Annotated in this window: 17 protein-coding genes; 7 read left to right on the top strand and 10 right to left on the bottom strand. The window is 66.3% G+C overall.

Going from position 1 to position 16,259, the window contains the following annotated elements; all coding sequences use genetic code 11:
* The first annotated feature begins 30 nt into the window (after positions 1-30).
* The 6 genes from radC to IPU70_RS07010 all read left to right on the top strand — a co-directional run bounded on the left by radC (position 31) and on the right by IPU70_RS07010 (position 6,223).
* On the top strand, positions 31-708 hold the full coding sequence (gene radC, locus IPU70_RS07035; RefSeq protein ID WP_207466081.1) for a DNA repair protein RadC: 678 nt from the start codon (positions 31-33) through the stop codon (positions 706-708).
* 85 nt (positions 709-793) lie between these two features.
* The gene (kynB, locus tag IPU70_RS07030) at positions 794-1,420 is read left to right on the top strand and encodes an arylformamidase (protein WP_013392449.1); all 627 of its coding nucleotides are present in this window, start codon (positions 794-796) and stop codon (positions 1,418-1,420) included.
* 180 nt (positions 1,421-1,600) lie between these two features.
* The gene (gene kynA / locus IPU70_RS07025; protein ID WP_207466078.1) at positions 1,601-2,449 is read left to right on the top strand and encodes a tryptophan 2,3-dioxygenase; all 849 of its coding nucleotides are present in this window, start codon (positions 1,601-1,603) and stop codon (positions 2,447-2,449) included.
* A 255-nt stretch (positions 2,450-2,704) separates the two neighbouring features.
* Positions 2,705-2,971 carry a type B 50S ribosomal protein L31 gene (locus tag IPU70_RS07020; protein ID WP_006218255.1) on the top strand — a complete coding sequence of 89 codons (267 nt, stop codon included), beginning with the start codon at positions 2,705-2,707 and terminating at the stop codon, positions 2,969-2,971.
* 124 nt (positions 2,972-3,095) lie between these two features.
* Complete coding sequence (locus tag IPU70_RS07015; protein WP_207466076.1) at positions 3,096-4,826, top strand: glycosyltransferase; 1,731 nt, start codon at positions 3,096-3,098, stop codon at positions 4,824-4,826.
* Positions 4,823-6,223, top strand: a complete 1,401-nt coding sequence (locus IPU70_RS07010) for an MATE family efflux transporter (RefSeq protein ID WP_207466074.1) — start codon at positions 4,823-4,825, stop codon at positions 6,221-6,223. The genes IPU70_RS07015 and IPU70_RS07010 overlap by 4 nt, the downstream gene beginning before the upstream one ends.
* Positions 6,224-6,324: 101 nt before the next feature.
* Here IPU70_RS07010 and paaK read toward each other — a convergent pair whose 3' ends face one another.
* The 9 genes from paaK to paaA form a co-directional block, all read right to left on the bottom strand.
* Positions 6,325-7,638: a phenylacetate--CoA ligase PaaK gene (gene paaK / locus IPU70_RS07005; RefSeq protein ID WP_207466072.1), complete on the bottom strand. Its 1,314-nt coding sequence runs from the start codon at positions 7,636-7,638 to the stop codon at positions 6,325-6,327.
* A 111-nt stretch (positions 7,639-7,749) separates the two neighbouring features.
* On the bottom strand, positions 7,750-8,220 hold the full coding sequence (paaI, locus tag IPU70_RS07000) for a hydroxyphenylacetyl-CoA thioesterase PaaI (protein WP_054450972.1): 471 nt from the start codon (positions 8,218-8,220) through the stop codon (positions 7,750-7,752).
* A gap of 2 nt (positions 8,221-8,222) precedes the next feature.
* Positions 8,223-9,011 carry a 2-(1,2-epoxy-1,2-dihydrophenyl)acetyl-CoA isomerase PaaG gene (gene paaG / locus IPU70_RS06995; protein WP_207466070.1) on the bottom strand — a complete coding sequence of 263 codons (789 nt, stop codon included), beginning with the start codon at positions 9,009-9,011 and terminating at the stop codon, positions 8,223-8,225.
* Positions 9,012-9,025: 14 nt separating this feature from the next.
* Positions 9,026-10,690, bottom strand: a complete 1,665-nt coding sequence (gene paaN / locus IPU70_RS06990) for a phenylacetic acid degradation protein PaaN (protein WP_013392442.1) — start codon at positions 10,688-10,690, stop codon at positions 9,026-9,028.
* A 48-nt stretch (positions 10,691-10,738) separates the two neighbouring features.
* Entirely contained in the window at positions 10,739-11,827 is a 1,089-nt protein-coding gene (gene paaE, locus IPU70_RS06985) for a 1,2-phenylacetyl-CoA epoxidase subunit PaaE (protein WP_207466069.1), read from the bottom strand.
* A gap of 13 nt (positions 11,828-11,840) precedes the next feature.
* On the bottom strand, positions 11,841-12,347 hold the full coding sequence (paaD, locus tag IPU70_RS06980; RefSeq protein ID WP_059379300.1) for a 1,2-phenylacetyl-CoA epoxidase subunit PaaD: 507 nt from the start codon (positions 12,345-12,347) through the stop codon (positions 11,841-11,843).
* Positions 12,344-13,108 (bottom strand): 1,2-phenylacetyl-CoA epoxidase subunit PaaC, encoded by a 765-nt coding sequence (gene paaC / locus IPU70_RS06975; RefSeq protein WP_207466067.1) that lies wholly within the window; start codon positions 13,106-13,108, stop codon positions 12,344-12,346. Before paaC ends, paaD begins: the two co-directional genes overlap by 4 nt.
* A 15-nt stretch (positions 13,109-13,123) precedes the next feature.
* On the bottom strand, positions 13,124-13,408 hold the full coding sequence (gene paaB, locus IPU70_RS06970; RefSeq protein ID WP_013392438.1) for a 1,2-phenylacetyl-CoA epoxidase subunit PaaB: 285 nt from the start codon (positions 13,406-13,408) through the stop codon (positions 13,124-13,126).
* An 83-nt stretch (positions 13,409-13,491) separates the two neighbouring features.
* Positions 13,492-14,481, bottom strand: a complete 990-nt coding sequence (gene paaA / locus IPU70_RS06965; protein ID WP_207466065.1) for a 1,2-phenylacetyl-CoA epoxidase subunit PaaA — start codon at positions 14,479-14,481, stop codon at positions 13,492-13,494.
* Positions 14,482-14,655: 174 nt separating this feature from the next.
* Between paaA and paaX the strand changes: the two genes are divergently transcribed.
* Positions 14,656-15,585: a phenylacetic acid degradation operon negative regulatory protein PaaX gene (paaX, locus tag IPU70_RS06960; protein WP_207466064.1), complete on the top strand. Its 930-nt coding sequence runs from the start codon at positions 14,656-14,658 to the stop codon at positions 15,583-15,585.
* 15 nt (positions 15,586-15,600) lie between these two features.
* Here paaX and IPU70_RS06955 read toward each other — a convergent pair whose 3' ends face one another.
* Positions 15,601-16,227 carry an NAD(P)H-hydrate epimerase gene (locus IPU70_RS06955; RefSeq protein ID WP_207466499.1) on the bottom strand — a complete coding sequence of 209 codons (627 nt, stop codon included), beginning with the start codon at positions 16,225-16,227 and terminating at the stop codon, positions 15,601-15,603.
* Positions 16,228-16,259 lie beyond the last annotated feature (32 nt).

Here is a 16,259-nt window from a genome sequence, read left to right as displayed (position 1 = left end):
ATTGAATAAACCTTGATTTTAGAGCCTCTTATGAAATTGTCCGACCGACTGCCCAAACATGAGCGTCCCAGGGAGCGCTTGCTGCGCCACGGCGCCGGCTCGCTCCAGGACTCGGAATTGCTCGCCATCGCCCTGCGCACCGGCATTCCCGGCCTGGACGTGGTGCAATTGGGCAGCCAGTTACTGGCCAGATTCGGCGGCCTGCGGGGCCTGCTGGGCGCGACGCCCGAGGAACTGACCACGGTCCCGGGCCTGGGTGCGGCCAAGGCCTGCATGCTGGTCGCCCTGCTGGAACTGGCGCGCCGCGCCATCGAAGAGGATCTGACCCGCAATAGCAACCTGGCACACCCGCTGCGGGTAAAAGAATATTGCAAAATGGCGCTGGGGCACCGCCAGGTGGAACACTGCATCGCGCTCTACCTGGACAACCGGCTGCGCCTCATCGCCACGGGCGAGCTGGCGCGCGGCACCCTGTCCCAGGCATCGGTCTACCCCCGCGAGGTCGTGCGCGAGGCGCTGCGACACCATGCGGCGGCCCTGATCATCGCCCATAACCATCCGTCCGGCCTGGCCGAGCCCAGCGCCGCGGACCGCGGCTTCACGCAGCACCTGAAACAGGCATTGGCGCTGGTGGACATCCGGCTGGTGGACCATCTGATCGTCGCCGCCGGCACGGTCATCTCCATGGCCGAACTCGGCGGCCTGTAGGGGCTGCGGATGGCGCCCGAATTCGTTAGACTAGCGCCCGCAATTGTTTTAGGCTTAACGCATCTTCCGACCCATTCCGCCTGACATGAAACGCTTGTGGGACATCTCCCCGCCCGTCTCCACGGCGTCGCCAGTCTTTCCTGGCGACACGCCGTACCGCCAGCAATGGAAATGGTCGCTTACGCCTGGCTGCCCGGTGAACGTCAGCGAAATCACGCTGTCGCCGCACATCGGCGCGCATGCTGATGCGCCCCTGCACTACCAGAACGGCGCCGCCGCCATCGGCGCGGTATCCCTGGAACCGTTCCTGGGACCCTGTCGCGTCATACACGCCATCGATTGCGGCCCCCTCATCACGGTGGACCACGTGGCCCATGCGGCCTTGAACCTGCCGCCCCGCGTGCTGGTCCGCACCGCCAAGCATGCCGCGCAGGACTGGTGGACCGACGACTTTTCCGCCTACGCGCCCCAGACCATCGAATGGCTGGCCGAACGCGGCGTCATGCTGATTGGCCTGGATACGGCCAGCATCGATCCCGCGTCCAGCAAGACCCTGGACAGCCACCACACGATCTTGCGGCACGACATGCGGGTACTGGAGAACCTGGTGCTCGACGATGTGCCGGAAGGCGATTACGAGTTGATCGCACTGCCGTTGGCGCTGGTCCAGGCCGATGCCAGCCCGGTTCGCGCCGTCTTGCGCGAACTGTAGGCTGGTCCGCTGGCCATGGGCGGCCGATCCGAAATCGGCCGCCAGTTCTGGAAGCACGAGCATGAAACACCATTCCGATCCGCGTGCGGCGCTTGCCTGCGCCCGTCCCCATGCGCCCTCGTGGCGCGCCCTGCCCGCCTCCGCGCGCCGCGCCGCCCCGCCCTGCCAGGGAGACCGCGCATGAGCCACTCCGAACGCCCCGAAGACATCGTCCGCCAGGAAAAAGCGCAGCTGGATTTCACGCGCGACATGACCTATGGCGATTACCTGCATCTGGACGAACTGCTAGACGCGCAGCATCCACTGTCGCCCGAGCACAACGAGATGCTCTTCATCATCCAGCACCAGACCAGCGAACTCTGGATGAAGCTGATGCTGCACGAACTGCGCGCCGCCATCGCCAACGTGGCCGCCGACCGGCTGCAGCCCGCCTTCAAGATGCTGGCCCGCGTCAGCAAGATCATGGAACAGCTGGTCCATGCCTGGGACGTGCTGGCGACCATGACTCCGCCCGAATATTCCGCGCTGCGCCCCTATCTGGCGCGGTCCAGCGGATTCCAGAGCTACCAGTACCGCCAGGTCGAATTCCTCTTGGGCAACAAGAACGCCGCCATGCTCAAGCCGCATGCGCACCGCGAGGACCTGCTGGCCCAGGTCCGCAGCGCCTATGAAGCCCCGTCGCTGTACGACGAAGCGTTGCGGCTGCTGGCCCGCCACGGCCTGGACGTGCCGGCCGACCACCTCGAACGCGACTGGACCCAGCCCTACCAGGCGTCGGCCGGCGTGGAAGCCGCCTGGCTGACGGTCTACCGCGAGCCCGACCGCTACTGGGACCTGTACCAGCTGGGGGAAAAGCTGACCGACCTGGAAGACGCATTCCGCCTGTGGCGCTTTCGCCACGTCACCACCGTCGAACGCGTCATCGGCTTCAAGCGCGGCACTGGCGGCACGTCGGGAGTGGATTACCTGCGGCGCATGCTGGAAGTGGTGCTGTTCCCCGAGATCTGGAAGCTGCGCACGGATCTTTAAACCTTTATCCGCCCCCAATTTTTGGCAAGGGCGCCCCTCCCAAAGGGCCTCCTTGCCTCTTGGCCTGGCCAAAATTCCCATGCTAGAATTTGGGGTTACTTTTTGGATACGTGGCTGGAACAGTCGACGAGTATCCGGCCGCTGGGCAAACCCGATGAGGATATCGGCGGATTTGCCGGGCGGGCGGGATTACCGCGCATCCTGGCTGGCGACCCTAACAACTTGCAAGGCTCGAAAGAGCCCTAGGAAAGCACCATGAAAGAAGGCATTCACCCCGAATACCGCGAAGTCGTCTTCGCCGATCTGCAAACGGGCAACAAGTTCATCACCCGTTCGACCGTGCACACGCGCGAAACCGTTGAAATCGACGGCAAGACGTACCCGCTCTTCAAGTGCGACGTGACCTCCGAATCGCACCCGTTCTACACGGGCGCCCAGACCCGCATCGTCGAAACCGGCCGCGTGGAAAAGTTCCGCGCCCGTTTCGCCCGCACTGCCGGCACGGTCAAGTCCGCTTCCTGATCCTGTCGCTCCCGCGGGAGCCGCAGCAAAAAGGCAGCCTCCGGGCTGCTTTTTTTTCTCCCTGGCAGTTCAATCTTGACGCCGGGTACTCGCGCAATCAGACCACTCGGTTACATTAACGCCCGTGTCCCCACTTTCCATTTCCACTCCGGCCCGGCTCACGTCCGTGGCCACCGCGAAACTGCCCAGGCTGATCCTGCTGGGCTTGTCGCTGGCCTATATCGTGGCCGGCCTGTTCATGCGCGACCCGTGGAAAACTGATGATGCGGTGGGACTGGCGACCATGGTCACGGCGATCCGCGAAGGCGGCATCACCTGGCTGCTGCCGCAGGTGGGGCACCTGGCCCACGCCGAGGAAGGGCCGCTGATCACCTGGGTGGGCGCGATCTGCATCTGGCTGTTCGGCCCCTTCATCGGCGACATCACCGCCGGCCGCCTGCCCAATCTGCTGTGGTTCGGCATCACCGCGACCAGCGTCTGGTACGGCACCTACCTGCTGGGCCGCCGCGCCGAAGCGCAGCCGCTGGCCCTGCCCTTCGGCGGCGAACCGGAACCTCGTGATTACGGGCGCATGCTGGCCGACGCCGCGCTGCTGCTGCTGCTGGCCACGGTCGGCATCCTGCAGCGCACCCACGAAACCACCGTCGTACCCGCCATCATGGCGTGGCAGGCGCTGGCCTTCTATTCGCTGGCGCGCAGCATAGACCGGCCGTTCACCGGCAGCACCACCCTGGGCATCGCCCTGGCTGCCAGCTTCCTGACCCGCGGCTGGGTCGGCGCCATCCCCATCATGGTGGGCGCGGCCCTGGCCTTCTACCCTCGCAGCCGGCTGTGGAAATGCCGCCGCTGGCTGCCCTGGGCCGCGCTGCTGGCCACCCTTCTGATCCTGGCCTGGTGGATTCCCGCCAGCCACAGCAGCGAGTATTGGATCCGCAACTGGAAGATCTGGAACCTGTCGTCCTTCGCCGTGCCCTCCTGGCATGACATCGGGCGCACCCTGCGCGACCTGCCCTGGTACCTGTGGCCCACCTGGCCATTGGCCCTGCTGGCCATCTGGCGCTGGCGCGCCTGGCTTTATGCGCCCCATATCTGGCTGCCCCTGACCCTGTTGGTTTGCTCCGCGGCGGTGCTATTCGGCCTGGAAGAAGCTTCCGACTCCGAATATGTGCTGCTGGCCGTGCCTTGCGCGGTGTTGGGCGCGTTTTCGCTGCCCACGCTGCGCCGCGGCGTGGTCAACACCCTGGACTGGTTCGCCGTCATGTGCTTTTCGCTGACGGCAACCACGGTCTGGCTGGGCTGGGTCGCCCTGCACTTCGGATGGCCGGCACAGATTTCCCGCAATATCGCGCGCCAGACCACCGGCTACGACCCCGAGATCTCCTGGGTGGCGTTCGCGCTGGCCGTTGTTTTTACCGTGGGCTGGATCGCGCTGGTGGTCTGGCGGCTGCGGGTGCGGCCGCAGGCGCTGTGGCGCGGCACCGTGCTGTCGGCCGGGGGCCTGACCGTCACGTGGATCCTGCTGGTGCTGTTGTGGCAGCCCGCCGTGGACTACGCCCGTAGCTATCGCACCGTGTCTGGGCAGTTGGCACAGGCGCTGGAACAGAACGTGCGCCCCGGCGAGTGCGTGCGCGGACTGAGCCTGGGCAGCGGACAGCGCGCCTCGTTCCTGATCTTCAATAACCTGACGTTCACGTTCGACTCCAAGTGCACGCTGGTGCTACAGCAGACCAGCAACCAGAGCCTGCGGGACAATACCGCCGCCTACAGCGACGGCGCCGAAGTCCTGTGGCAAGGCGGCCGCCGCGCCGACCGCCAGGAAGTGTTCCGCCTGCTCAGAGTCGGCGCCCCCCGATGACGCCCGCGTCCGCCGCGCCGATGAGCTTCGGCGCCACCCTGCGCGGCATCGCCCGGCAGGCCTGGCCGGTACTGGTCAGCCAATGGGCCGGCATTTCCTTCGGCGTGCTCGACACCGCCATGACGGGCCACTCCAGCGCCGCCGACCTGGCGGCGATGGCCTTGTCCGCGTCCATCTACATCACCATCTTTGTCGGGCTGATGGGCGTGGTGCACGCCCTGATCCCCATCCTGGCCCAGCACTTCGGCGCCGGCAATAACCTCGAGGTCGGGCGCAGCTGGGGCCAGGGCGTGTGGCTGGCGCTGGGGCTCTCGGTGGTCGGCGCGGTGCTGCTGCTGTTCCCGGACATGTGGCTGTCCATGTCGGGCGAAGTCGCCCCTGGCGTGCGCGAACGCATCGGCTCCTATTTGCAGGCCCTGGTGCTGGCGCTGCCCGCGGCCCTGGTGTTCCGCACCATCTACGCGCTGGGCACCTCGGTCTCGCGCCCCAAGCTGGTCATGGCCATCAACCTGACGGCGATCGGCTTCAAGGCCTTCTTCAACTGGCTCTTCATTTACGGCAATCTTGGCCTGCCGGCCATGGGCGCCACCGGCGCCGGCCTGGCGACGGCCGTGGTGTCGTGGATGAGCCTGGGCCTGGGCCTGTGGGTCATCACCCATGACCGCTACTACCGGCGCTTCAAGCTGCACGTCGGCAAGCCCGACTGGAAGACGCTCAAGGAGCTGTTGCGCCTGGGCATCCCCATGGGCGGCTCGTATCTGGTGGAAGTGTCGGCCTTCACCTTCATGGCCCTGCTGGTGGCGCGCGAAGGCACCTTCGTGACCGGCGGCCACCAGATCATGTCCAACCTGGCCGCGCTCTGCTACATGATGCCGATGGCGCTGGGCGTGGCCACGGCCGCCCTGACCGCGCAGGCCATCGGCGCGGGCAATCTTGCGCATGCGCACCGCACCGGCATGGCGGGCCTGACGCTGGGCATCCTGGGCGCGCTGCTCACGGCGGCAGTGCTGCTGGCCGGCCGGCCGCTCATCCTGGCCGCCTACACCAACAACCCCGAGGTGGCCGCGGTGGCGACCACCCTGCTTGCCGTCCTGCCCCTGTTCCACCTGTTCGACTCGATGCAATGCATCAATTCCTACCTGCTGCGCGCCTACAAGGTCGCGGTGGTGCCGCTGCTGCTGCAAGTGGTCGCCCTGGCGGGAGTGGGCCTGGTCGGCGGCTGGTGGTTCGGCTTCGGCCCGGGCCGCGGCGGCCTGGACGGCGTGCGCGCCATCCTGGTGCCGGGCTCGCCACAGGGCGCGGGCAGCATGTGGCTGATGGCCATGGTCGGCTTGGGGCTGTCGGCCGCCTTGCTGCACTACTGGTACCGGCGCATCGTGCGCGGGACGATCAAGTAAAAAAGCAGCCCTATGGCTGCTTTTTCTTGCTGCGGAACTCCGCTAAAGCGTCGATCAAAAGGCCGCCCCAAAGGGAGGGGACTCCCTTTGGGGACTACCCATTATTTCGGCCGTTTGTCGATCACGCGGCGCGCCTTGCCGGTCAGCGTGCGTTCCACATGGCCCGAGTCCGACACCTGGATGCGCGCGCTGACGCCGATGTGCGTCTTGACCGCGTGCTGCAGCTGCTTGCCCAGGTTCGCGCGTTCCGCATCCGACAGCGTCGAGAACTCGGCGCGCAGTTCGGTCAGGATTTCCAGTTCGTCCATATTGCCGGTACGCGACAGCACCAACTGATAGTGCGGTGCCAGCTGGGCGATCTTCAAGACCAGTTCCTCGACCTGGGTCGGGAACATGTTGACGCCGCGCACGATCAGCATGTCGTCGCTGCGCCCCGTGATCTTGCCGATGCGGCGCATGCTGCGCGCGGTCGGCGGCAGCAGGCGCGTCAGGTCGCGGGTGCGGTAGCGGATGATGGGCATCGCTTCCTTGGTCAGCGAGGTGAACACCAGTTCGCCCGGCTCGCCGTCGGCCACGGGTTCGCCCGTGTCGGGATTGATGATTTCCGCGTAGAAGTGGTCTTCCCAGACCACCGGACCGTCCTTGGTCTCGACGCACTCGCTGGCCACGCCCGGCCCCATCACTTCGGACAGGCCGTAGATGTCCACGGCGTCGATGCCGGCTTCGGTCTCGATGTCGGCGCGCATCTGCCCGGTCCAGGGTTCGGCGCCGAAGATGCCGATGCGCAGCGAACTTTGACGCGGATCAATCCCCTGACGGCGCTGTTCCTCCAGAATATTGCAGAAGTAGGAGGGCGTGACCATGATGATGTCCGGACGGAAATCGTTGATCAGCTGCACCTGCTTTTCGGTCTGTCCGCCCGACATCGGGATGACCGTGCAACCCAGGCGTTCCGCGCCGTAATGCGCACCCAGGCCGCCGGTGAACAGGCCATAACCGTAGGCCACGTGCACCGTGTCGCCGCGCTTACCGCCCGCCGCGCGGATGGAACGCGCCACCAGGTTGGCCCAGTTGTCCAGGTCACCCTGGGTGTAGCCCACCACTGTCGGTTTGCCGGTGGTGCCGCTGGACGCATGGATGCGCGAGATGCGCTCGCGCGGCACGGCGAACATGCCGAAGGGATAGTTCTCGCGCAGTTCCTTCTTCGTGGTGAAGGGGAACTTCGAAATATCGGACAGCTGCTTCAGGTCGTCGGGATGCACGCCGGCTTCATCGAAAGCCTTCTTGTAGTGCGGCACGTTTTCATAGGCATGCTTGAGCGACCACTTCAGCCGCTCCAGTTGCAGCGCGCGCAGTTCATCCTCGCTGGCATGCTCGATGGGGTCCAGTCCCGGCTTGCTCATGGTGTTGGACATGGTTATCTCTCTCCTGAAATTCTCTCTGCGCGGAGCCCGGTCTCGCGGCGGGCGGAAGCCCTGCCCGCTCGCGGCCCGGCCCGCGGCCGTATCTTTGGTTGGTTGGCTGGCTCAAGCGTCCGCGGGGACGCCGACGATCTGGCCCTTGATGCGGTAGGAGCGGCCGCGGAACAGCGCCACGTTACGTCCTTCCTGGTTGGTCACGGTTACGTCGTAGACGCCGGTGCGGCCGGCCAGCGAGCGCTCCTGCGCCACGGCGGTCAGCAAGTCGCCTTCGAAGCCCGGCGCCAGGTAATCGATGGTGCAGCCCGACGCCACGGTGCTGACGTTGCGCGAATTGCAGGAAAAGGCGAAGGCGCTGTCCGCCAGGGCGAAGATGAATCCACCATGGCAGGTCTTGTGGCCGTTCAGCATGTCGGCGCGCACGCGCATGGTCAGGCGCGCGTAGCCCGGCGCCATTTCCTCGACTTTCATGTCCAGGCCTTGCGACGCCGCGTCGCCTGCAAACATGACGGTGCCGACGGCCTGCGCCAGCTCCTGGGGATCGGCCGGCACTTCGACCGCGGGAACGTGTGCGTTCATTCTTATTGCCCCTTGAATTGCGGTTCGCGCTTGCCCAGGAAGGCGGCCACGCCTTCCGCGTAGTCGGCGCTGCGGCCGAGTTCGCGCATCATGTCTCGTTCCAGGTCCAGCTGCGTGGACAGGTCATTGCCCAGGCTGGCCTGCATGGCCCGCTTGGTGAAAGCCAGGCCCTTGGTAGGCGCCTTGGCGAAATGCTGCGCCAAGCGTTCCAGCGCGGCGTCGAATTCCTCGTCCGCCACGCATTGCCAGATCAGGCCCCACTCCTCGGCCTGCTTGGCGCTGAGCTTGTCGCCCAGCATGGCCAGGCCCATGGCGCGGGCGCGGCCCACCAGGCGCGGCAGCACGAAGGTGCCGCCGGTGTCGGGGATCAGCCCAAGTCGGCAGAACGACTGGATGAACGTGGCCGAAGCCTTGGCGATGACGATGTCGCCGGCAAACGCCAGATTGGCGCCCGCGCCGGCGGCCACGCCGTTCACGCCCACCACGACCGGCATGGGCAAGGCGTTCACGCGGCGCACCAGCGGCCCGTAGAACTTGTCGACGGTCTCGCCCAGGTCGGGCGGCGTGCCGTCGGCGGCGGGCTTGCGCTCGCTCAGGTCCTGGCCAGCGCAGAAGCCGCGGCCGGCGCCGGTCAGCAGCAGCACGCGCGCGCCTTCGTTTTCCACTCGCGTCAACGCGTCGGCCACTTCGCCGTGCATGTTGGCCGTGAAGCTGTTCAGCTTGTCGGGACGGTTCAGCGTCAGGCGCGCGATGCCGCCGGACAGGTCGAATTGAATATCCTGGTAGCTCATGTCAGCCGCCCCGTTCAGACATGACGGCGGGTTTGCACCACGCGGAAGCGGTTGGACACGAAGGCCGAGTCGGACAGCGCGGCGTTGGCGGCCGGGTTGGCGCCGGTGCCGTGGAAGTCGCTGAAGGCGGCCGTCTGGTTGACGAACACGCCGCCCGTCAGGTTCAGCGACAGCGACACGCCCGAGACTTCGGCGGCGTCCTGCACCTGGTCCGCGACGGCGTCGCTGGTGGTGTAGGCGGACAGCGACAACGCGCCATGCTTGATCACGCTGTCGCGCGCCAGCTGGATGCTGTGGGTGGTGGAATCCGTGGCGACCACGAAGGCGATCGGACCGAACCATTCCTGGCTGATGGCGGCGTTGCCTGCTTCCGTGCGCAGCAGCAGCGGCGTGCGGACACGGGCGTTCTCGAATTGCGGGTGCGTCAGCGCCTTGCTGTCGGCCACCACCGGCAGGCCCAGCGCGCGGGCCTTTTCGATGCGCTCGACGATGCCTTGGTTCTGGATCGCGCCAGTCAGTTCGACGGCCTTGGCCGCATCGGCGCCGACCTTCTCGACCGCGGCGCCCAGGGCGGCGGCGACTTCATCGAAGCTGACGCGACCTTCCGGCGTCTGGATGCCGTCGCGCGGCACATAGATGTTCTGCGGCGCGGTGCACATCTGGCCCGAGTACAGGGCCAGCGAGAACGCCAGGTTGCGGGCCACGCCCTTCAGGTCGTCGGTGGAATCGATGATGACCTGGTTGACGCCGGCCTTCTCGGTGTAGACCAGCGCCTGGCGGGCGTTGTTCTCCAGCCAGTCACCGTTGGCGGTGCTGCCGGTGAAGTCGACGATCTTGACGGCCGGGTCCAGCGCCAGCTTCTGCGCGGTGTCGTCGCCCGCGGCGTGCGCGGCCAGCAGCACCACGTCCGGGTCGAAGCCCGCTTCCTGCAGCACTTCGCGCGCCACCTTCACGGTGATGGCCAGGGGCAGGATGGCGCCGGGGTGCGGCTTGACGATGACGGTGTTGCCGGTGGCCAGGCTGGCGAACAGGCCGGGATAGCCGTTCCAGGTCGGGAAGGTGGAGCAGCCGATCACCAGCGCGACGCCGCGCGGCACCACGGTGAACTGCTTTTCCATGCGGATCGGGTCATTCTTGCCCTGCGGCTTTTCCCAGACGGCCACGCCGGGGATGCGCGACATTTCCTGCCAGGCGTAGGTCACGGCTTCAAAGCCGCGGTCCTGCGCGTGCGGGCCGCCGGCCTGGAAGGCCATCATGAAGCCCTGGCCAGTGGTGTGCTGGACCGCGTAGGCGATCTCGAAGCTGCGCTTGTTCAGGCGGGCCAGGATTTCCAGCGACACGCCCACCCAGGCGCGCGGGCCGGCGCGGCGCCAGTCTTCCAGCGCGCGCTTGGAAGCGGCGATCAGCTTGTCGGCGGGGACGCGCGGATAGGTGATGCCCAGGTCGAAGCCAAAGGGCGACTGCTCGCCGCCCACGGTGCCGTCGGCGTCATGCAGGTTCAGCGGGAAAGGCTTGCCTTGCAGCGCTTCAAAGGCAGCGCGGCCCTCGTCGTTGGCGGTCTCGCCATAGTTGCGCGGGCTGGGCGACTCGGCAAACGGGCTCCAGTAGCCGCGCAGGGAGGCGGCGGCCATGGCTTGTTCCAGCAGGGGCTGGTGGCGTTCGAAGAATTGTTGGGACACTGCGTCTCTCCAAATGGATATGGTTTTATCTGCCTGGCGCGGGCCGGGTCAGGTTTCCTGGTCGAAGTCGATGACCAGGCGGTCGCTGACGGGGAAGCTCTGGCAGCTCAGGATGAAACCGCGCGCCACTTCGTAGTCTTCCAGGGCGAAGTTGGCATCCATGTCCACCTCGCCTTCGATGACCTTGCAGCGGCAGGTGGAGCACACTCCGCCCTTGCACGAATACGGCAGTTCTATCCCTTGCGCCAGCGCCGAATCCAGCACGCTGTCTTTATTCTTTTCAATCACGAACATGCGGCTGTGGCCGTCCTGCACCACGGTCACCTCGCACTGGCCCTTGCCGGGCGCCTGGCGGGCGTCCTGGCCGGTGCGCAATGCGCGCGGCCCCTTGGGCGCGCCGAACAGTTCGAACTTGATGTTCGACTTCGGAATGCCACGGGCCTGCAGCCGCTCGACCACGCTTTCGGTCATGGTCTGCGGACCACAGACAAAAGCGTAATCGATATCCTCGGGACTCATCCAGGCCGCCATCAGCTGGTCGACCTTGTCGCCGTCCAGGCGGCCGTTGAAGAGTTCGATGTCCTGGGTCTCGCGGCTCATGATGTAGACCAGCGAGAAGCGCTCCATGTAGAGGTTCTTCAGATCTTCGATCTCTTCGCGGAACAGCACGGCCGACGAGGCGCGGTTGCCGAAGAACAGCGTGAACTTGCTATTGGGCTCGGTCGACAGCGCAGTCTTGACCAGCGAGAACACCGGCGTGATGCCGCTGCCTACGGCAAACGCCACATAGTGGCGCTTGTTTTCGGGCGAAAAATCGACGGTGAAGTTGCCGGCCGGCGCCATGACTTCCAGGGTCTGGCCGGGTTGCAGCTCATGGTTGGCCCAGCTGGAAAAAACACCCTCGTCCACCTTCTTGATGGCCACACGCAGCAGCTTGTCGTGAGGCGCGGAACAGATGGAATAAGAGCGGCGCTGTTCCTGGCCGTTCAGCTCGGTGCGCAGCGTCAGGTACTGGCCCGGCAGGAAGGCGAACTCTTGCGCCAGCGTTTCGGGCAGATCGAAGGTCACGACCACGGCGTCGCGCGTGTTGCGCGCCACCGAAGCCACCGTCAAGGAATGGAATTGGTTCTGGCTCATTGCGAAACCGCTCTCAGTGAGTCTTGAAATAATCGAAGGGCTCGCGGCAAGACACGCAGCGATACAGCGCCTTGCACGACGTGGACCCGAAGTTGCTGACCAGGCGCGTGTCTTTCGAGCCGCAGCGCGGGCAGGCGATGGCGGGGCCGGCCGCGCGCCGGCTGATGCCCGAGATGTCGACGGCGCGTTCGGCGGGCGCGGCGATGCCGTAGCCCTTGAGCGCCTCGCGTCCCTTTTCGCTCATCCAGTCGGTGGTCCAGGCCGGCGCCAGACGGGTCTCGACGCGGACCTCGGCGATGCCGTGGCGGGCCAGCGTCTGCTGGATGTCCTGGGTGATCTCGCGCATGGCCGGACAACCAGAGTACGTGGGCGTGATGACCACGACACAGGCCTCGCCGTCCCAGGACACGTCCCGCACCACGCCCAGGTCCACCACGGACAGCACGGGGATCTCCGGATCGGGGACCTCCTGCAGCCAGGCGTAGACCTGGTCGGCGGATACAGGCGCCAGCGCGTTCACCAGGTGGCTCCGGGATAGGCGCGGGGGAGGAACTGCATTTCGGCGAGCACGTAGCCCAGTTCCTCGGTGTGCTTGCCCTGGCGGCCGCCGCGGTACGCCAGATGGTTGGCGGCGGACTCGTCGGGCACGGTCAGGGTGGCCTCTTCCAGCACTTCGCGCACGTGGGCCAGCCAGGGTTGGCGCAAGGCCGACAGCTCACAGCCGATGCCGCGGGCGGCGACGTCCTGGTCGATGGCATCGTCGGCGAACAGCTCGCCGGTGAAGCGCCAGGCATCGTCGATGGCCGCCTGCATCTTGGCGTGGCTTTCCGCCGTGCCGTCGCCCAGGCGCACCACCATGTCCGAGGAACGGCGCACGTGATACGTCACTTCCTTGATCGCCTTGGCCGCGATGGCGGCGACGCGCTCATCGCCCGACTGTTCCAGGCGCTGCAGCAGGAAGTAGTGCCAGACGTCGAACAGGAATTGGCGCGCCATGGTGTCGGCGTAGTTGCCGTTGGGGCGTTCCGCCAGCAGCACGTTGTGGAACTGGTGGGCGTCGCGCAGGTAGGCCAACGCGTCTTCGTCGCGGCCGGCGCCTTCGACCTCGCCCGCCAGCGTCAGCCACATGCGGGCCTGGCCCAGCAGGTCGAGCGCGGTGTTGGTCAGCGCTAGGTCTTCTTCCAGGATGGGGCCGTGGCCGGTCCAGGCGCCCAGCCGCTGCGACAGGATGAGCGAGGAATCGCCCAGGCGCAGCAGGTATTCAAACAGAGTCTTGTCCATGTCTCCCCCGCCGTCTTACATGTGCTTGATTTCTTCGGGCATCGGGAAGAACGTGGGATGCCGATAAACCTTGCTGTTGGCCGGTTCGAACAGCGGATCCTTATCGCCCGGGCTGCTGGCCGAGATATCAGAGGCGCGCACCACCCAGATGCTCAGGCCCTCGTTGCGGCGGGTGTAGACGTCGCGGGCGTGATTGATCGCCATTTCGGCGTCGGATGCGTGCAGGCTGCCGACGTGCTTGTGCGCCAGGCCGTGCTGGCTGCGGATGAACACTTCCCACAAAGGCCAGTCTTTGCTCATGATGGATATCCTCGAATGCCGGGCGCGCGCGGCGCGCTCCGGTTTGCAATATTGGTGAAGAAAAGTGGAGCCCGCTCGCGGGCTCAAGCTGCCTTGCGCTCGGCCTGTTTGTCGGCGTAGGCGACCAGCGCGTCGCGCACCCAGGCGCCGTCCTCGTGCGCCTTGACGCGCGCGGCCAGGCGTTCGCGGTTGCAGGGGCCGTTGCCCTTGAGCACCGCGTAGAACTCGGACCAATCGATCTCGCCGAAGTCGTAGTGGCCGCGTTCGGCGTTCCACTTGAGTTCGGGATCCGGCACCGTCAGGCCCAGGTATTCGGCCTGCGGCACGGTCTGGTCCACCATCTTCTGGCGCAGTTCGTCGTTGGAGAAGAGCTTGATCTTCCAGGCCATGGACTGGGCGCTGTTGGGCGAATCGGCATCCGAGGGACCGAACATCATCAGCGCCGGCCACCACCAGCGGTTCAGCGAGTCCTGCACCATGGCCTTCTGCTCGGGCGTGCCGTGCAGACACATCTGCATCAGCAGGTCGTAGCCCTGGCGCTGGTGGAAGGACTCTTCCTTACAGACGCGCACCATCGCCCGCGCATAGGGGCCGTAGGAACAGCGGCACAGGGGGATCTGGTTGATGATGGCAGAGCCGTCGACCAGCCAACCGATCATGCCGATGTCGGCCCAGCTGAGCGTGGGGTAATTGAAGATGCTGGAGTACTTGGCGCGGCCGGCGTGCAGATCGTCGATCAGGTCATCGCGCGACACGCCCAGGGTTTCGGCGGCGCTGTACAGGTAGAGGCCATGGCCGGCTTCGTCCTGGACCTTGGCCAGCAGGATGGCCTTGCGCTTGAGCGAAGGCGCGCGGCTGATCCAGTTGCCTTCGGGCAGCATGCCCACGATTTCGGAGTGCGCGTGCTGGGAAATCTGGCGCACCAGCGTCTTGCGGTAGGCCTCCGGCATCCAGTCCTTGGCCTCGATGCGGACGCCGTCGTCGATCCGGCGCTGGAACGTCTGTTCCCGGCCTTCGAGCTGGTCCGCGGTCTTGACCTGCTTGACGCCGGTTTCGACGAGTTGAGCGTACATGTTTGTCTCCTTGAAGACGGTTTGCGAAAACGCAAAGCAAACGTTCCGCAGTGCCGTCATGTCATAGGAGGATTATTTAATACAAAAAATTCATTGTCAAACTCAAATCTGTATCACATTGGATTTATGTATCATATTGCGGATCCCGATATCGGCCGCCCGCGGCCCCTTCTAATGGCAAACCCTCAGTCGCCCCTGGACCGCTTTCTTTCACGCCTGATCAAGAACGATCCGCCGCGCGCGAAGTCGCTTTGCGTCAGCCTGCTGGGTGATGCATTGGCCCCGCACGGCGGCGCCATCTGGCTGGGCGACCTGATCGAGCTGCTGGCGCCGCTGGGCATCAATGAACGGCTGCTGCGCACCAGCGTCTTCCGACTGGTGGCGCAGAACTGGCTGCAATCCGAGCGCCACGGGCGGCGCAGCCTCTACTTGATTTCCGAGCAGGGCTTGCGCCATACGGCGCACGCGTCGCAGCGCATCTATGTGGGGCCGCCCCAGGAATGGAACGGGGAATGGACGCTGGTCGCCCTGCCGCGCACCGGCAACGGGCTGGCCGAGCGCGCGGAATTGCGCCGGGAACTGGTCTGGGAAGGGTTCGGCATGATCGCGCCGGGGCTGTTCGCCCATCCGCACACGGAAGCGAGCGCCGCGCACGACATCCTGGAAAAGCTGGGCATCCCGGACCGGGCGCTGGTGCTGTCGGCCCGCGACCTGGCCGGCGCCGGCGGTCTGCCGATAGCCAGCCTGGCCTCGCAATGCTGGAACCTGGACGAACTGGCCGAGCAGTACCGCCAGTTCGCCAAGAATTTCGGCCCGCTGGAAAAGCTGCTGGAGACCCCGCCCGCGCCCGCCGAAGCGTTCATCGTGCGGGTCATGCTTCTGCACAGCTGGCGCCGCATCGTCCTGCACGACCCGCAACTGCCCGGCCCCATGCTGCCCGAGGACTGGCCCGGCCATGCCGCCCGCGAGATCTGCGGACGCATCTACTGGCAGGTGTTCGACGCGTCGGAAGCGCACCTGGACGCGCTGGCCGGCCGCGACAACGAGCGTTACGCGCCGCTGTCGGAGGATATCGCCGCGCGCTTCGGCGGCAAGCCCGCCTGAGACCAGCCCCAGGGCTCAGGCCGCCGGGGCGATGGCCACGCCCAGCGTATCCACCTCTGACACGCCGCAGGCGTCGCGCCCCGGTCCCGGGCCTTCCAGCCCCCGCGCCCGGCCGATGAAAGACAGGGTCCAACGCGCCTGGATCGGCCGCCCCAGCGCTGCGCCCGTGTCCGCGTCGATGCCGCTGGGTACGTCCAGCGCCAGCACCGGCACGTTCCAGGCGTTGACCCTGTCCACCAGCGCCTGCCAGTCCGCGCCCAGCGGACGATTCAAGCCGATGCCGAACAGGCCGTCGATGACCAGCTCCGGCACGAAATCCGGTTTCAGCTCGGACCAGGTTGCGCCGCCCGCTGCCAGCCAGCCGGCATGGGCGCGGGCGGCATCGGCGGGCAGGTTCTGCGGCCCCGAGGGCAACAGCACCCGCACATCGTGTCCCATCGCGCGCAGGCCGGTTGCGGCTTCCAGCGCGTCGCCGCCATTGTTGCCCGGGCCCGCCAGCGCCAGCACCACCGCCCCTGGCCGGATCCGCGCCGCGACGTAACGGGCGGCGGCCGCCCCCGCCAGCGGCATCAGCCGCCTGCCCGCGGCCAGGGCCTGGCGTTCGGCGGCGCGGATCCGGGCTACGGCATAAGAAGATGGCATAGATTTCATGCGCGAAATTCACGCATTGCGTG

Source organism: Achromobacter sp. SD115, from assembly GCF_017355315.1.
GTDB classification, from domain to species: domain Bacteria; phylum Pseudomonadota; class Gammaproteobacteria; order Burkholderiales; family Burkholderiaceae_B; genus Achromobacter; species Achromobacter xylosoxidans_B.
The sequence above is the reverse complement of the archived record's forward strand: the minus strand, read 5'-3'. Positions and strand labels throughout refer to the sequence as shown.

Excerpts from the sequence above, each read along its gene's own strand:
- paaB (WP_013392438.1), bottom strand. The coding sequence starts at position 13,408 with ATGAGCAAAGACTGGCCTTTGTGGGAAGTGTTCATCCGCAGCCAGCAC.
- kynB (WP_013392449.1), top strand. The coding sequence starts at position 794 with ATGAAACGCTTGTGGGACATCTCCCCGCCCGTCTCCACGGCGTCGCCA.
- kynA (WP_207466078.1), top strand. The coding sequence starts at position 1,601 with ATGAGCCACTCCGAACGCCCCGAAGACATCGTCCGCCAGGAAAAAGCG.
- paaG (WP_207466070.1), bottom strand. The coding sequence starts at position 9,011 with ATGAGCTACCAGGATATTCAATTCGACCTGTCCGGCGGCATCGCGCGC.
- paaC (WP_207466067.1), bottom strand. The coding sequence starts at position 13,108 with ATGGACAAGACTCTGTTTGAATACCTGCTGCGCCTGGGCGATTCCTCG.
- paaX (WP_207466064.1), top strand. The coding sequence starts at position 14,656 with ATGGCAAACCCTCAGTCGCCCCTGGACCGCTTTCTTTCACGCCTGATC.
- IPU70_RS07020 (WP_006218255.1), top strand. The coding sequence starts at position 2,705 with ATGAAAGAAGGCATTCACCCCGAATACCGCGAAGTCGTCTTCGCCGAT.
- paaA (WP_207466065.1), bottom strand. The coding sequence starts at position 14,481 with ATGTACGCTCAACTCGTCGAAACCGGCGTCAAGCAGGTCAAGACCGCG.
- paaE (WP_207466069.1), bottom strand. The coding sequence starts at position 11,827 with ATGAGCCAGAACCAATTCCATTCCTTGACGGTGGCTTCGGTGGCGCGC.
- IPU70_RS07010 (WP_207466074.1), top strand. The coding sequence starts at position 4,823 with ATGACGCCCGCGTCCGCCGCGCCGATGAGCTTCGGCGCCACCCTGCGC.
- paaK (WP_207466072.1), bottom strand. The coding sequence starts at position 7,638 with ATGTCCAACACCATGAGCAAGCCGGGACTGGACCCCATCGAGCATGCC.
- IPU70_RS06955 (WP_207466499.1), bottom strand. The coding sequence starts at position 16,227 with ATGCCATCTTCTTATGCCGTAGCCCGGATCCGCGCCGCCGAACGCCAG.
- paaI (WP_054450972.1), bottom strand. The coding sequence starts at position 8,220 with ATGAACGCACACGTTCCCGCGGTCGAAGTGCCGGCCGATCCCCAGGAG.
- radC (WP_207466081.1), top strand. The coding sequence starts at position 31 with ATGAAATTGTCCGACCGACTGCCCAAACATGAGCGTCCCAGGGAGCGC.